A 15312-nucleotide genomic window follows, 5' to 3' on the forward strand; every position below is an offset into this window, starting at 1 on the left:
CAGACCGCGGCGTCCGCCTGCCGGACCGGAGCCGGAGTCGGGCTCAGCGCGCGGCGGGTCCCACGTCGTCCGTCTCCCCCACCAGCGCATCATCCGGTTCCACCGGCTCGGGGCTGGGCTGCGGCAGCGGTCGCACCGCGGCCCGCTTCCGCGCACGTTCCTCGCGCTGCCCGCGGGACGCGAGCGACGGCCGACCGGTCAGCGGGACGCTGAGCGGCGTCCAGCGGAACAGCTCCGTGGCGGCCACCGACAGCACGAGCACCAGCAGGTAGGTGACGAGGGTGAGCCAGGGCCGCGGCACGGCGGCTTCGAGCCAGCTGTCGCCGTAGAGCAGGATCCAGATCATGAACGGGTGGGCCAGGAAGATGCCGAAGGACCGGTCCGAGCCGTAGTCGATGAAGCGGGCGAGGGGGCTCCCGGGCCGTCGACGGTCGGCCCACCGTGCACCGATCGCCAGGAACCCGACGAACACGGCGGTGCTCCAGATCACCTGCATCGGCTGCAACGCCGTGCCCGCGGCGGACAACGACAGTCCGGCGCCGACCTGCAGCGCCCACACGCCCAGGGTCAGGGCCCCGACGCCCACGAAGCCCCAGAGCACCGCGCGCCGGTGCACCCGGATGAACTGCAGGAAACTCTCGGCGTGGTCCGCGGCGATCGCACCCGACACGATGAAGAACACGTACGAGAAGAAGAACTGCTCCTGGTAGCCGTGCAACCAGGCCACCGAGTCCGGGAAGTACGCGTAGGCGGCGAACACGACCAGCTGCACCACCAGCGTGACCGCGAGCGTCGCGACGTGGTGCCCCCGGGTCCGCCGCACCAGCCAGACGATCACGGGCAGCAACAGGTACACCTGCATCGTCACGAGCAGGAAGTACAGGTGGTACCAGGACGTGCCGGTGACGATGCCCTCGGCGGCGGTGCGGACCAGGTCGGGGACGTCGCCGCGCCTGGTCGAACTGTGCAGCCAGGAAGCGACGACGTACACGACCGACCAGGCGAGGTACGGCACCCCGACGAGCAGGAACCGTTTCGGCCAGAACTGCGCCATCGGCCGCGGGCGGAGCGTGTAGCTGTACACGAGCACGAACGCCGTGAGCGAGAAGAACACGAGGCGCGTGAAGTGCAGGAGCCCGAGCATCGCCATCTGTCCGACGTCGTCAGAGGCGGCGGTGTGGCTCGTGGTGTGCACCCCGATCACGCACGCGAACGTGAGGATCCGGAGGACGTCGACCTCGTACAGGTGCCGGGGTCGGCCGGATGCCGTCCGGGTCGGGGTCTGGGTGCCCGTCGCGACGGCTGCAGGCTCCGCGGCGGTGCCGTGCAGCGTTCCTGCCGTGGTGCCGTGCGGGGTTCCCGCGGCGGCGCCGTGCGGGGTTCCCGCGGCGGTGCCGGTCACGACCGTCCCGCCATCGTCCGGACCCGCGAGCGCTGCACCTTGCCGGTCGGTGCGCGGGGCAGGTCGGGCACGACGACGATCTCGACGGGCCGACGGAAGCGTGCGAGGTGCGCCTCGGCGCGGGCCGCGAGGTCCGCGACCAGCCCCGGGACGTCGACCGGATCCCCCGGCTGCGGGATGACGTACGCCACCGGGACCGCACCGAGGACCTCGTCTGGTCGGCCGACGACCACGGCCTCGAGGACCCTCGGATCGCCGAGCAGGACGTCCTCGACCTCGGACGGGTAGACCTTCTCGCCACCGCGGTTGATGACGTCGTCGGACCGCCCGGCGAGCGACACCCAGCCGTCCGCGGAGACCGATCCCACGTCCCCCGTGCTGAGCCAGCCGGCGTCGTCGAAGCGTTCGGCGGCGCGGCCGAACAGGTAGCGGTGCACGATGCCAGAACCGCGGACCCAGAGCGCGCCGACCTCGTCCGCGGGCAGGACCCGTCCGTCCTCGCCCCGGACCTGCACCTCCGACCCGACCGGGACGCCGACCGAGCCGGGCCGGGGAGCCGCTCCGAGTGGCGTCGCCGTGATCTGCGAGGCGCCTTCGGTCATGCCCCAGCTCACGACCAGCGGGATGTCGCCGAGCGCCGCACGGACGGGCTCCGGCAGCGGCGCCGAGGCGCTGCGCACGAACCGGAGTCCCTCCGGGAAGGCGAGCGGTCCGGTCCTCGCGAGCACCGCGAGGATCGCCGGCACGGCGTTCAGCCAGGTGACCCGCCGCTCGGCGAGCAGCTCCCAGAAGCCCGTGCGGCGGAAGCGCCGGTCGACCACCAGGGTCGCGCCGGCGACGAGCGTCGCCAGCAGGCCGACCACCTCGGCGTTGACGTGGAACAGCGGGAGCGAGTTGAAGCCGCGGTCGTCCGCCGTCAGGGCGTTGTGCCGGGCGACGGCACGGGCGACGACGAGCAACTGGGACTCGGGGAGCTCGACGCCCTTCGGGGTGCCGGTCGACCCCGAGGTGAACAGGACGACCGAGCCCTCACCCGGTGCGTCCGGGTTCGTCACCGGGACCTCGCCGTCGCGCACGGCGGACGGGAGGAACGTGGTCGGGTCGATCTGGCCGGCGGCGGCTCCGGGGACGGCCGGTTCCGGATCACCGCCCTGTCCCCCCGCGGCCGCAGGGTCGCGGTCGGAGACGACCACGGAGGCACCGCCGATGAGGTCGGCGAGGCGTCGGGGCTCGGTCGACGGTTGGCCGGTGTCGACGGGGACGGCCCGGCGACCGGTCGCGAGCGCGGCCAGGTGGACGACCGCGAACGACAGCGGGTCGCCCACGTCGACGAGGACGGCACCGGACGGTGCCACACCGAGCGCGTCGAACGTCGCACTCCACGCGGACACGGCCGCGTCGAGGGCGCCGTAGGTCAGGACGCGGTCGGATCGCGCGTCTTCCAGGTAGGCGCGCGCTGCATCCCGCGCCGCGCGGGCACGGATGAGGGCGCGGAGGTCCGGGTCGTCGCCCGCGCGGTGGTCGCCAGCTCTGTGCACCCCCACAGCGTATTTCCGCTTCCTATGTGCGCTCGGAGGGGAACCGTCACGTTCGCTCGGCGGGAACCGTCACGCGCGGTCGGCGGGGAACCGTCACGCGCGGTCGGCGGGGAACCGGTGGAGCAGCCACTGCCACAGGGGGAGCATCCGCGGAGTCTGGTCGCGCCCGAGCGGGGTGGAGTCGTCGATGATCCGCGAGTGTGCCTGCGCCGGTCCGCCGACGTCGATGTCGGTCAGGATCGCGTGCGGATCGGCGCCGGCGACCGGCGGTGTGGTGTCGGTGCGGAACGGCCCCGTCGGACCGTCGAGCCCGAGCACCTTCCACGACCCGCGGATCCGGGGACCGAACTCGTCGCGCACGTCGTCGATCGCGTACAGGCGGGCGACCGGCGTCTTGCCGGGGTGGTCCATCCACGCGGCGTGGGCGGACCCGAGTGACTCCACCGGCGACGAGAACATCACCGCACCGCGGACGCTCCGGATGTGGGAGATGTACGCCGCCTCTCCCCCGCCCTGCGAGTGCCCCGCGACGACGATGTCCTGCCACGCGATGGCGGTGTCGCCCTGCAGGAAGCGCCCCCACCCGCCGCGGGGGTCGTGGTCGTCGAGGTACGCGATGGCGTCACGGAAGCGGGACACGATCGATCCCGCGGGGGTGACGTCGCTCACGGCCGAGGGGCGGCTGCCGTCGAACCGGTTGCGTTGCACGGCGCCGTAGCAGTGCGGGTCGGCCTGGCAGGTGCCGGAGAGCGTCTGCCCGAGGTTCCAGTAGTCCAGGCCGAGCACGTGGTACCCGTCCTGCAGGGCCGCCCCGAGGAACCGCTGGTAGTCAGCGGGCTTGGCCCGGGTCGCCGGCAGGAACAGGAGCAGTGGTCCGTCCGCGTTCGTCCGCGCCGCGAAGTCGTCGCGGTTCGGCTCCAGGCGCTTACCGCCGACGGAACCGAGCCGGAAGCGGTGGAACTGCCCAGCGGGGCCAGTGTCGTTCCGCGGCGCAGCGTGTGCGGCCACCAGACCGTGCTCAGCGACGCGCTCCCCGCCGAGCACGTTCGCGGCGACGAGCGCGGCGAGGCCCATCGCGACGAGCACGACGGAGGCGACCGCGAGCAGCAGACGGTGTCGAGAGACGTTCACGAGGCGATGCGGGCCCAGACCTCGTCCGCCGACGCGACCGTGCGCTCGAGGGCCCCCGTCGCGTCGACGACCTCGTCCGCCAGGGCGAGACGCTCCTCGTCGCTGGCCTGCGCGGCGACCCGCCGCTCGGCCTCGGTGCGGGACATGCCGCGGTGGGCCACGAGGCGCTCCACGCGCTGTGCCGCCGGCGCGTCGACCACGACGACCGCGTCGAACCGGAGCGGACGGCTCCCCTGTGCCTCGGCGAGGAGCGGGACGTCGTAGACCACGATCGCCTCCGGGTCGGCGGCGGCTGCTGCGTCGAACGCCAGCTGCGCGAGCCGCCAGACCTCCGGGTGCGTGATCGCCTCGAGGTCCTTGCGGGCGGCGACGTCGGCGAAGACGATCGCGCCGAGGGCCGGACGGTCGAGCGACCCGTCCGGGGCCAGGACGGACGACCCGAAGCGCTCGGCGACGCGCGCGAGACCGGGGCTGCCGGGCGCCACGGCGTCCCGGGCCAACCGGTCGGCGTCGACCACGACCGCGCCGTGCTCCGCCCACCGCTTGGAGACCGTCGACTTGCCCGCGGCGATGCCGCCCGTGAGACCGATGATGCGCACGCGCCCAGGCTAACGGTGCGTGCTCTCGGAACGCCGGAAGCCCGGCACCCCCACACGGGGATGCCGGGCTTCCGTCAGCTGGCGAGGAGGTCGTGCTCCCTGCCGTTCCGCTCGGGCTCGATCAGTTGGTCGAGCTGAGCTTCTCGCGGAGTGCCGCGAGCGATGCGTCGTCGGCCAGGGTGCCCTGACCGCTTGCCTCGCTCGTGAACGTGGACGTGGCAGCTGCCGGGAGGTCGAAGCCGCCCTGCGCCTCGTCGGCGATGGTCTTCGCGACCTGCGCCTTGTGGGCTTCCCAACGCGCCTGGGCGGCCGCGTACTGGCCCTCCCACTCGGTGCGCTGGGTGTCGTAGCCCTCGAGCCACTCGTTCGTCTCCGGGTCGAAGCCGTCCGGGTACTTGTAGTCGCCCTTGTCGTCGTACTCGGTCGGCATGCCGTAGAGCGCCGGGTCGAACTCCGAGCCCTCGGGGTCGACACCCTCGTTGGCCTGCTTGAGGCTGAGCGAGATGCGGCGACGGTCGAGGTCGATGTCGATGATCTTGACGAAGACCTCGTCGTTGACCGACACGACCTGCTCGGCGAGCTCGACGTGCTTGTTCGACAGCTCCGAGATGTGCACGAGGCCCTCGATGCCGTCGGCGACACGGACGAACGCACCGAACGGCACGAGCTTCGTGACCTTGCCCGGTGCGATCTGACCGATCGCGTGGGTGCGGGCGAAGACCTGCCACGGGTCTTCTTGCGTGGCCTTGAGCGAGAGCGACACGCGCTCGCGGTCCAGGTCCACCTCGAGGATCTCGACGGTGACTTCCTGACCGACCTCGACGACCTCGCTGGCGTGCTCGATGTGCTTCCAGCTGAGCTCGGAGACGTGGACGAGACCGTCGACGCCGCCGAGGTCGACGAACGCACCGAAGTTGACGATCGACGACACGATGCCCTTGCGGACCTGGCCCTTGTGGAGGTTGTTGAGGAACGTGGTGCGGGACTCGGACTGCGTCTGCTCGAGGAGCGCGCGGCGCGAGAGCACGACGTTGTTCCGGTTCTTGTCGAGTTCGAGGATCTTCGCCTCGAGCTCCTGACCGAGGTACGGGGTCAGGTCGCGGACGCGACGGAGCTCGATGAGCGAGGCCGGGAGGAAGCCGCGGAGGCCGATGTCCACGATCAGGCCGCCCTTGACGACCTCGATCACGGTGCCGGTCACGACGCCGTCGGACTCCTTGATCTTCTCGACGTCGCCCCACGCACGCTCGTACTGCGCCCGCTTCTTCGACAGGATCAGGCGGCCTTCCTTGTCCTCCTTCTGGAGGACCAGGGCCTCGACCTCGTCGCCGACCTTGACGACCTCGTTGGGGTCGACGTCGTGCTTGATCGAGAGCTCGCGCGAGGGGATGACACCCTCGGTCTTGTACCCGACGTCGAGGAGGACCTCGTCGCGGTCGATCTTCACGACGGTGCCGGAGATGAGATCACCGTCGTTGAAGAACTTCAGGGTCTTCTCGACCTCGGCCAGGAAGTCATCAGCCGAACCGATGTCGTTGATGGCGACCTGCTTAGGAGCCTTGGTCGTAGTGGTTGTCATGTAGAGATTGCTCCGAACGGACATGTGTCAGGCCTGGCAGCACGGGGAGACGAGCCCCCGGTTGGATGCGCCGCCGAGGCGGTGGTTGTGTGGCGCGGTTTGCGCCGCACAAGTCTAACCGCAGCGGGCGAGGCGTCACAACCGGGTGACGGGGCGTGTCACGCACCGAGGCACGGTGCGGGACGGACCCGCACCGTGCCTCCCGGCCGCCTTCCGGTCGGCGTCAGCCGACCAACGCGCTGCGCAGCGTGTCGAGGCCGATGCTGCCGAGCGACAGCGCCCGGTGGTGGAACGTCTTCAGGTCGAAGGACGACCCCTCGCGCGCGGCGACCTCGTCGCGGATCGACTCCCACACCCGCTGGCCGACCTTGTACGACGGAGCCTGTCCCGGCCACCCGAAGTACCGGGCGACCTCGAACTGGACGAAGGCCGGGTCCATGTTGACGTTCTGCCCCATGAAGTCGAGGGCGTACTCCCACGTCCACGCCCCGCCGTCGGGGTTGGTCTTCTGCAGGTGCACGCCGATGTCGAGCACCACGCGGGCGGCACGCATCCGCTGGCCGTCCAACATGCCGAGGCGATCGCCGTCGTCGTCCAGGAAGCCGAGCTGCTCCATCAGGCGCTCCGCGTACAGGGCCCAGCCCTCGACGTGCCCGGACGAGCCCGAGAGCTGCCGCCGCCAGGTGTTCAGCTCGCCGCGGTTGTAGACGCCCTGGCTGATCTGCAGGTGGTGGCCGGGGACGCCCTCGTGGTAGACCGTCGTCTTCTCGCGCCAGGTGCCGAACTCGGTCACGCCCTGGGGCACCGACCACCACATCCGGCCCGGTCGGGAGAAGTCGTCGGACGGCCCGGTGTAGTAGATGCCGCCTTCCTGGGTCGGCGCGATGCGGCACTCCAGGCGCTTGATCGGGTCGGGGATGTCGAAGTAGCGGCCGTCCATCTCGCGGATCGACGCGTCGCTGGTCTCCTGCATCCACCGCTGCAGTGCGTCCGTGCCGTGCAGGACACGCGCCGGATCGGTGTCCAGCACCTCGATGGCGCGGGCGACGCTCGCGCCGGACTCGATGCGGTCCGCGATGCGCTCCTGCTCGTCCCGCATGCGCGCGAGTTCCTCGATCCCCCACTCGTACGTCTCGTCGAGGTCGACGGTCGCGCCGAGGAAGTGCCGGGAGTGCAGCTCGTACGCCTCGCGACCGACCGCGTCCACCGGGGTGGCGAGCGGCAGGAGCTCGTGCTCGAGGAACCGCCCGAACGACCGGTAGGCGGCAGCGGCACGCTCGGCACCGCGCGTCAGGTCGGCGCGCAGGGACTCGGGGACGTCGCGGCCGTCCTCGAACGCAGCGCCGGCCACGAGCTTCGGGAAGAACCCGTCCTCGGCGCCGTTGCGCGCGGCCTGCTCGGCGATGAGCGCGACCTGGCGCTTCGCCGGCGTCACGTGCTCGCGCGTGCCCTCGAGCAGGGTCTCGCGGATGCCCTCGAGCGCGTCCGGCAGTGCGTTGAGCCGGCTGGCGACGTCCTGCCAGTCCGACTCCGTCGCGGTCGGCATGAGGTCGAGGATCTCGCGGATCGACTGCGCCGGGCTCGCGATCACGTTGAGGTCGCGGAGGTGGAGCTTCCGGTCGTACGACTCCTGGATGAGGTCGAGCTCGGCGCCGAGGTCGGCCTTCGTCACGCGGTCGACGTCGTCCACCGTGTCCGCGGTGTCCAGGGCGTGCTTCGCAGCGCGGGCGGCGTCCGCGAGGGCCGCTGCTCCGGCGGGGGACGTGTCGCCGTACTCGCCGGTGCGCCCGGAGACGCCGATGTAGGTCGCGATCGTGGGGTCGAGGTCGACGAGGGTGGTCACCCAGTCCTCGGCGACACGGTCGACGGCGGAGGGCTGGCGGACAGGACGGTCTTCGCTCATGGTCCGACCCTACCGACCGGGTGCCGACGGGGTCTGCGGTGGGTGCGGCGGGCCAGTCGGTGGCGGGGGCGTGGTGCGCCCGGGTGGTCGGGGTGGTCCGGGTCGCCGAGACGGCGGCGTCCGCGCGAGACACCCCGGAAGCGCCGAGACGCCGCGGAATCCGGGTGCGTCTCGCGACTACCGGGGCGTCTCGCGCAGACGGTCGTGTCTCACGGGAACGGCGGCGTCTCGCCACGACGGACGTGTCTCACGGGAACGGGCGCGTCTCGCCAGGACGGACGCGTCACGCCGAGACACGCGCACACCGCCGAGACGCCGCGGGATCCGGGGGCGTCTCGCGCAGACGGACGTGTCTCACGGGAACGGGGGCGTCTCGCGCAGACGGACGTGTCTCACGGGAACGGGGGCGTCTCGCCAGGACGGACGCGTCACGTCGAGACACGCGCACGCCGCCGGGACGCCGCGGGATTCGGGGGCGTCTCGCTCGAACGAGGGCGCTTCGCACGGACGGGGGCGTGTCGCCCAGCCGTGTCGCCCAGCCGGGAAGCCGTGCGGAGACGGGGGACACCGCCCGCACCCCGACGGACGGGAGGCGCGGTGCCAGCTGGCACCGCGCGTCCCGTCCGGTGGGCGTCAGTGCGCTGCGGCCTCCCAGTTGGGGCCCACGCCGACCGAGACGTCGAGCGGCACCGTGAGCTTCGCGGCGCTGCCCATCCGGGTCCGGAGGATCTCCTCGACGCGGTCCTGCTCGCCGGGCGCGACCTCGAGGATGAGCTCGTCGTGCACCTGCAGCAGCAACCGTGTGCCGAGGCCGCCCTCGCGGAGGTCCGCATCGACACCGAGCATGGCGATCTTCATGATGTCGGCAGCGGACCCCTGGATCGGCGCGTTGAGGGCTGCGCGCTCGGCGTTCTCGCGGAGGACCCGGTTCGGGCTCTTCAGGTCGGGGAAGGGACGGCGGCGACCGAAGATCGTCTCGGTGTAGCCGTCTTCCCGTGCCTGCTCGACGACGTTGCGCAGGTAGTCGCGGACCGCGCCGAACCGGGCGAAGTACTCCGTCATGAGCGTCCGGGCCTCGGACTGCTCGATGCGCAACTGCTTGGAGAGGCCGAACGCGCTCAGCCCGTACGCGAGCCCGTACGACATCGCCTTGACCTTCGTGCGCATCTCCGGGCTGACGTCCGCGGGCTCGACGCCGAAGACGCGGGCGCCGACGAACCGGTGCAGGTCCTCGCCCGCGTTGAAGGCCTCGATCAACCCGGCGTCACCGGAGAGGTGCGCCATGATGCGCATCTCGATCTGCGAGTAGTCGGCGGTGAGGAGCGTCGTGTACGGCTCGGCCACGGCGAAGGCCGACCGGATGCGTCGACCGACCGCGGTCTTCACCGGGATGTTCTGCAGGTTCGGGTCCGTCGACGACACACGGCCGGTGCTGGTGCCGGTCTGCTCGTACCGGGTGTGGATCCGCCCGTCGACCACCGCGGCGTCGAGCGTGTCCACGATCTGGCGGAGCTTCGTCGCGTCGCGGTGCTGGAGCAGGAGCCCGAGGAACGGGTGCGGGTGCTGGTCCTGCAGGTCGGCGAGGCTGGCGGCGTCGGTGGAGAAGCCCGTCTTCGTCTTGCGGGTCTTCGGCATCGCGAGCTCGGAGAACAGGACTTCCTGCAGCTGCTTCGGCGACCCGAGGTTCACCTCGTGCCCGATCTCGGCGAACGCCTGCTGGGCCAGTTCCGCTGCGCGCTCCCCCAGCTCGTGCGACAGGCCGGTGAGCACCGGTCGGTCGATCCCCACGCCGACGGTCTCCATGGTGGCGAGCACCGAGACGAGCGGGAGTTCGATCTCGTCGAGCACCCGCAGCGAGGACTCGTCGACGCGGGCCCGGAGCGCGGTCGTGACCCGGAGGACGAACCAGGCGTGGACGCCCACGTTCACGGGCTCCGTCTCGGGCACGAGCTGGTTCGGGTCGGCGGTCGGCAGTTCTTCGCCGAGCTCCTGGTAGACGAGGTCCGCCAGGGGCTGCCCCTGCTTGCCCGGCTGCGCGAGCCATCCGGTGATCCGGGCGTCCCCCGCGATGCCGTTCACGGTGAAGCCGACGGTCCCGAGCGCCTTGATGGCGGCCTTCGCGTCGTGGAAGTGCTTCGGGGCATCGGAGGCGAACCAGGCCGCGAGCTGCTCGTAGTCGAGTGCTCCACTGCCGCCGGGCACCATCACGGCGTCGTCGTGGGTGGCGATCCCGATCGCGCTGAGTCGACCGTCGATGACCTCGACCGCGACACCGAAGCCGTTCGGGGCGTCCGAGGCGTTCTTCCGCTCGAGCCAGTAGCCGAGTTCCTCGTCGATCAGGGTCTTCACGGGCGGCGGTGTCGGAGCGCCGTCGTCGACCGAGCCGTCCACCGCGACGGCGTCGGACGGCTCGCCGGACCCGGCGATCTTGATGACCCGGTCGAGCAGCGTGCGGAACTGGAGCTTGGCGAACAAGTCCCGGACGGCGGCTTCGTCGAGCGGGCGGAGCGCGACGTCCGCCGGGCCGACGGGCAGCTCCACGTCGGTGACCAGACGGTTGAGCCGCCGGTTGCGGATCGCCCGGTCCTTCTGCTCGCGCAGGTTGTTGCCGACGACGCCCTTGATCTCGTCGGCGTGCTCGAGGACACCGTCGAGCGAGCCGTAGGCGGTGACCCACTTCACCGCCGTCTTCTCGCCGACCTTGTCGATGCCGATCAGGTTGTCGCTGGTCTCACCGACGAGCGCGGCGATGTCCGGGTACTGGTGCGGTTCAATGCCGTACCGCTCGTAGACCTTGTCGCGGTCGTACCGGGTGAGTTCGGAGACCCCGCGCACCGACGGGTACAGCAGCGTGACGTCGTCGTTCACGAGCTGGATCGAGTCGCGGTCACCCGACACCACGTAGACGGTGAAGCCCTGCTCGGAGCCCTGCCGGGACAGCGTCGCGAGGATGTCGTCGGCCTCGTAGTCCTCCTTCGTGACGGTGGTGATGCCCATCGCCTCGAGCGCCTGCTGGAGGAGCGGGATCTGCCCCTTGAACTCGGCCGGGGTCTCGGATCGGGTGCCCTTGTACTCGGCGTACTCGCGCGTGCGGAAGGAGTACCGCGAGATGTCGAACGCGACCGCGAGGTGCGTCGGCTTCTCGCGCTGCAGGAGCATGAGCAGCATCGAGATGAACCCGTGGATCGCGTTCGTGTGCTGCCCGTCACGGTTCACGAAGCTGTCGACCGGCAGCGCGTAGAAGGCCCGGAAGGCGAGCGAATGGCCGTCGATGACCATGAGGGTAGGCTTTGCGGTGTCCGACACCCGGACAGCCTACCGACGCCATCCGACACGTGGAGGCCCCCGCCGTGACCAACGACGCCACCCTCACCGGGACCCCAGAGGGCCTCGCCAAGTACGCCGAACGCGGCATGGGCGAGCTCGCCGAGAAGATGGGCATGGTCATCACGGAGCTGTCCGCCGAACGGGCCGTCGGCACGATCCCCGTCGAGGGCAACCGCCAGCCGGTCGGGCTCCTGCACGGTGGCGCGTTCGTCGTCCTGGCCGAGAGCCTCGGTTCGATGGCGGCCACGGTGCACGCCGGCCCCGGCCGCTACGCCGTCGGCATCGAGCTGAACGCGTCGCACTCGCGGAGCGCCACGAGCGGCCTGGTCACCGGCACGTGCACGGCGCTGCACCTCGGCGGCACGCTCACCACGCACGAGATCGTCCTCACCGACGACCAGGGCCGGCGCTGCTCCACCGTCCGCATCACGAACATGATCCGCGACGTCCGCTGACCGGTCCTGCTGCACGAGGCCGAGGCCGACGACGCGTGGCGGCCGGACCGCACGCTCACCCCTCCGGTGGCCGCTGGAGGAGCAACCGCGCGTCGCCGAACCCGAGCCGCCGGTAGAGCCGTTCGCCGTCGACGCTCGAGTGCACGGACGTCCGCTCGACGCCGAGGTCGTCGGCGATCCGCAGTAGCGCCGACACCAACCGCGAGGCGACACCGACGCCCCTGAGGTCGGGGTGCACGTACACGGACTGCACGTCGCCCGCCAGCCGGACCGGGCGGTCCGGCGTCGGCGGCCGGGAGGTCAACGCCAGCCACGCCATCCCGAGCACCCGGTCGTCGCGCACCGCCACCACGCACCGGTGGGTGTGCGGGTTCGCGACGGCGAAGTCGGTCATCGCCTGTCGGTACGCGTCCGGCGTCACCGCCGGCTCCGCCTGCCCCTCCTCCACGCTCCACCGCCACCGCAGATCGGCGACGGCTGCCATGTCGGTGGGCCGGGAGGCGCGGATCACCAGGTCGTCCATCGCTCCACTCTGCCAGGTGGCCGGTGCGCGACCCCCGCTCCGACCATCTCCGCCGATTCCTGGTACGGAGTCGCCGCCCGCCAACGACGATCGCGCCGCCGGACGAGGTCCGGCGGCGCGATCAGGGTGTGTGACGGAGGGGGGCTACTTCTTGGCGCTGAGCTGCTCGATGATCGCCTTGGCGACGTCGTGCATGGTGAGCCGGCGGTCCATGGACGCCTTCTGGATCCAGCGGAAGGCCTCGGGCTCGGTGAGCCCCATCTTCTCGTTGAGCAGGCCCTTGGCCCGGTCGACGAGCTTGCGGGTCTCGAAGCGCTCGACCAGATCGGCGACCTCGGCTTCGAGGGTGATGATCTGCTGGTGCCGCGACAGGGCGATCTCGATCGCGGGGAGCAGGTCGTTCGGCGTGAAGGGCTTGACCACGTAGGCCAGGGCGCCGGCTTCGGTCGCACGCTCGACGAGGTCCTTCTGACTGAACGCCGTGAGCAGGACCACGGGGGCGATGTGGTTCTTCGAGAGCTTCTCGGCCGCGGAGATGCCGTCGAGCTGGGGCATCTTGACGTCCATCACGACGAGGTCGGGGCGGAGGTCCGTGGCGAGCTGGACGGCGGTCTCGCCGTCGCCCGCTTCGCCGACCACGTCGAACCCGTTGTCGCGGAGGATCTCCACGATGTCCAGGCGGATGAGCGACTCGTCCTCGGCGACGACGACGCGACGGGGTGCGGTTGCAGTTGCTTCTGTGTCACTCACGACATGCAGCCTACTAGACGAGCGCCACAGGCGCGGACCCCGGAACAGGTGAGCAGGCACGCGATCCGAGTGCGACGAAGTTGTTGTACGAGTGGCGGGGCTCGAACCCGCACGCCGTGAGGCAAGGCATTTTGAGTGCCCCGTGTCTACCATTCCACCACACTCGCGAGGAGGCCAACAGTACCAGCCCGACCCGGGCCTCCCGTCCTCCGGACCCGCCGGATGCCGGCGAACCGAACAGTGCGGACGGTCGCGCGGTACCGTCTGAACCGGGGTCGATCCGATCAGGGCTGGTCGACCGGATCAGGGAGGAGCGCTCGTGGACTCTCGTGCCGTCCGGACCTTCCGGGTGTTCGTCATCGTGACCGCCGTCGTGGCCATCGCACTCGGCATCATCGCCGTCGTCCTGCCTCGTCCGTCGCTGGTGTTCGTCGCGCTGCTGTTCGGGGTGTACCTGGTGGTGGCCGGGGCGCTCCGCGTGGTCGCCGCCGTTCGTGGGCACGGTACGTCTCCGGTATGGCGGTGGACCTCCGGCATCGTGGGTGCGCTCGTCGGGATCGCGGGCCTCGTGACGCTGCTCGACCCGGCGGTCCCGCTCGTGGTCTACGCGGTCCTCGCGGGCGTCGGCTTCATCTTCGAGGGCATCGCCGCGATCGTCGGCGGTGTCGTCGGCCACCCCGGTTCCTCCCGGGTGCCGGCACTCGTCAGCGGGGTGCTGTCGATCCTGGGCGGTGTCGCGGTGCTCGTGGCGCCCGGCCTGGCGCTGACGGTGTTCATGGTCTTCGCCGGCATCTCGCTCATCGTGGTCGGCGCCGCCGCCCTGCTCCTGCTCCCCCCGCGGGCGGCCGACCGGCGCTGAGCGTCAGCGGCCCAGCGGCCCAGCTGCGCAGCGGCGCAGCGGCGCAACGGCGCAACAGCCAACAACCGAACGGTCCAACGGCCCAACGGCCGAGCCGACGAGCCCAAGGCCGCCCCGCCGCCGTCAGGCGCTGCTCGTGCCGAACAGCAGTCCGAGGACGTACGTCACGGCTGCGGCACCGAACCCGATCGCGAGCTGCCGGACGGCCCGACGGAGCGGCGACGCCCCGCTCAGCACGCCCACCACCGCGCCGGTCCCGAGGAGCGCCACCCCGACGAGCGCCCCGGCGAGAGCGACCGCCGCCCAGCCCTGGAGGCCGAACAGGTACGGCAGCACCGGGATGATCGCGCCCGACGCGAAGAAGCAGAAGCTGGAGATCGCCGCGCTCATGCCGTTGCCGACCGCCTCGTGCTCGTCGACGAGCGCCACGGTACCGGTGGCCGGCCGTCGCTCGTCCAGCCCCGCGATGACGTCAGCCGCGTGCGACGTCGCCTGTGCCTCCGACATCCCGCGCGCCCGGTAGACCAGTGCGAGCTCGTTCGCGTCCACGTCGAGGTCGGCGACGGCGCTGTTGGCGTCCGGGTGCGGCGCGGACGCCTCGAGCAGTTCCCGCTGCGACCGCACGGACACGTACTCGCCGGCACCCATCGACAGCGCCCCCGCGAGGAGTCCCGCGATGCCGCTGAGCAGGACGAAGTGCCGGTCCGCGCCGGCCGCGCTGACGCCGATGATGAGCGCGAGGTTCGACACCAGGCCGTCGTTCGCGCCGAACACGGCCGCGCGGAAGGTGCCCGAGAGCCGCATCCGCCCGCGGTTCGCGAGCCCACGCACGACCTCACCGTGGATCCGCTCGTCCGCCGCCATGCTCGGGGTCGCGTCGGCGTCGTCGGCGTACGGCGAGCGGTCCTCCGCGCGTTGCATGAGCGCCAGGACGAACACCGATCCGAAGCGCCGAGCGAGCGTGGCGAGGACCCTCGTGCGGAGGCTCCCCCGCTGCGGACGCCCGACGTCGTCGCCGAGCAGGTCGAGCCAGTGCTGTTCGTGGCGGCCCTCCGCCTCCGCGAGGGCGGCGAGGATCGCGCGGTCCTCTCCGGACCGTCGGGCGGCCAGGTTCCGGTACACGGCGGCTTCCGCACGCTCGTCCGCCAGGTAGCGGCGCCAGCGGCGCACGTCCGCCGCGGTACGGCTCGATCCGGTCGGGAGGCTCGGCTCGCTCATCGGGGTTCCTCTCGGTCGGGTCCGTGGT

The 15312-nt window shown here is 71.4% G+C and carries 12 protein-coding genes and 1 tRNA gene; 2 read left to right on the forward strand and 11 right to left on the reverse strand.

Annotated features, from left to right (window positions below):
• Positions 1-43: 43 nt before the first annotated feature.
• The 7 genes from J7E22_RS11865 to polA form a co-directional block, all read right to left on the reverse strand.
• Positions 44-1402 (reverse strand): acyltransferase, encoded by a 1359-nt coding sequence (locus J7E22_RS11865; RefSeq protein WP_214981943.1) that lies wholly within the window; start codon positions 1400-1402, stop codon positions 44-46.
• Positions 1399-2940, reverse strand: coding sequence for a class I adenylate-forming enzyme family protein (locus J7E22_RS11870; RefSeq protein ID WP_214981944.1), 1542 nt, complete (start codon positions 2938-2940; stop codon positions 1399-1401). Before J7E22_RS11870 ends, J7E22_RS11865 begins: the two co-directional genes overlap by 4 nt.
• A 93-nt stretch (positions 2941-3033) precedes the next feature.
• Complete coding sequence (locus J7E22_RS11875) at positions 3034-4071, reverse strand: hypothetical protein (protein ID WP_214981945.1); 1038 nt, start codon at positions 4069-4071, stop codon at positions 3034-3036.
• On the reverse strand, positions 4068-4670 hold the full coding sequence (coaE, locus tag J7E22_RS11880; RefSeq protein ID WP_214981946.1) for a dephospho-CoA kinase: 603 nt from the start codon (positions 4668-4670) through the stop codon (positions 4068-4070). The genes J7E22_RS11875 and coaE overlap by 4 nt, the downstream gene beginning before the upstream one ends.
• Before the next feature lie 121 nt (positions 4671-4791).
• Entirely contained in the window at positions 4792-6249 is a 1458-nt protein-coding gene (gene rpsA / locus J7E22_RS11885; RefSeq protein ID WP_214981947.1) for a 30S ribosomal protein S1, read from the reverse strand.
• 223 nt (positions 6250-6472) lie between these two features.
• Entirely contained in the window at positions 6473-8152 is a 1680-nt protein-coding gene (locus J7E22_RS11890) for a DUF885 domain-containing protein (RefSeq protein ID WP_214981948.1), read from the reverse strand.
• Between the two features lie 633 nt (positions 8153-8785).
• Positions 8786-11458 (reverse strand): DNA polymerase I, encoded by a 2673-nt coding sequence (gene polA / locus J7E22_RS11895; RefSeq protein ID WP_214981949.1) that lies wholly within the window; start codon positions 11456-11458, stop codon positions 8786-8788.
• Between the two features lie 107 nt (positions 11459-11565).
• Between polA and J7E22_RS11900 the strand changes: the two genes are divergently transcribed.
• Complete coding sequence (locus J7E22_RS11900; RefSeq protein WP_214982065.1) at positions 11566-11934, forward strand: hotdog fold thioesterase; 369 nt, start codon at positions 11566-11568, stop codon at positions 11932-11934.
• 55 nt (positions 11935-11989) lie between these two features.
• Here the strand turns inward: J7E22_RS11900 and J7E22_RS11905 are convergent, their stop codons facing one another.
• The 3 genes from J7E22_RS11905 to J7E22_RS11915 all read right to left on the reverse strand — a co-directional run bounded on the left by J7E22_RS11905 (position 11990) and on the right by J7E22_RS11915 (position 13374).
• Positions 11990-12457 (reverse strand): GNAT family N-acetyltransferase, encoded by a 468-nt coding sequence (locus tag J7E22_RS11905; RefSeq protein WP_214981950.1) that lies wholly within the window; start codon positions 12455-12457, stop codon positions 11990-11992.
• Positions 12458-12601: 144 nt separating this feature from the next.
• Positions 12602-13207, reverse strand: a complete 606-nt coding sequence (locus J7E22_RS11910) for an ANTAR domain-containing response regulator (protein WP_022905562.1) — start codon at positions 13205-13207, stop codon at positions 12602-12604.
• Positions 13208-13293: 86 nt separating this feature from the next.
• Positions 13294-13374: transfer RNA gene (locus J7E22_RS11915), tRNA-Leu, on the reverse strand.
• A gap of 152 nt (positions 13375-13526) precedes the next feature.
• On the opposite strand from J7E22_RS11915, the gene J7E22_RS11920 reads away from it, so the two are divergent.
• On the forward strand, positions 13527-14066 hold the full coding sequence (locus J7E22_RS11920; protein WP_214981951.1) for an HdeD family acid-resistance protein: 540 nt from the start codon (positions 13527-13529) through the stop codon (positions 14064-14066).
• A gap of 123 nt (positions 14067-14189) precedes the next feature.
• On the opposite strand, the gene J7E22_RS11925 is transcribed toward J7E22_RS11920, so the two are convergent.
• Complete coding sequence (locus J7E22_RS11925; protein WP_214981952.1) at positions 14190-15284, reverse strand: VIT1/CCC1 family protein; 1095 nt, start codon at positions 15282-15284, stop codon at positions 14190-14192.
• Between the last annotated feature and the right edge of the window lie 28 nt (positions 15285-15312).

It is taken from the genome of Curtobacterium sp. ISL-83 (assembly GCF_018613895.1).
In the GTDB taxonomy this organism is placed as follows: domain Bacteria; phylum Actinomycetota; class Actinomycetes; order Actinomycetales; family Microbacteriaceae; genus Curtobacterium.

What these genes read in the sequence shown, in the direction of transcription:
- J7E22_RS11905 (WP_214981950.1), bottom strand. Translation starts at nt 12,457, where the DNA reads ATGGACGACCTGGTGATCCGCGCCTCCCGGCCCACCGACATGGCAGCC.
- J7E22_RS11925 (WP_214981952.1), bottom strand. Translation starts at nt 15,284, where the DNA reads ATGAGCGAGCCGAGCCTCCCGACCGGATCGAGCCGTACCGCGGCGGAC.
- J7E22_RS11890 (WP_214981948.1), bottom strand. Translation starts at nt 8,152, where the DNA reads ATGAGCGAAGACCGTCCTGTCCGCCAGCCCTCCGCCGTCGACCGTGTC.
- J7E22_RS11900 (WP_214982065.1), top strand. Translation starts at nt 11,566, where the DNA reads ATGGGCGAGCTCGCCGAGAAGATGGGCATGGTCATCACGGAGCTGTCC.
- rpsA (WP_214981947.1), bottom strand. Translation starts at nt 6,249, where the DNA reads ATGACAACCACTACGACCAAGGCTCCTAAGCAGGTCGCCATCAACGAC.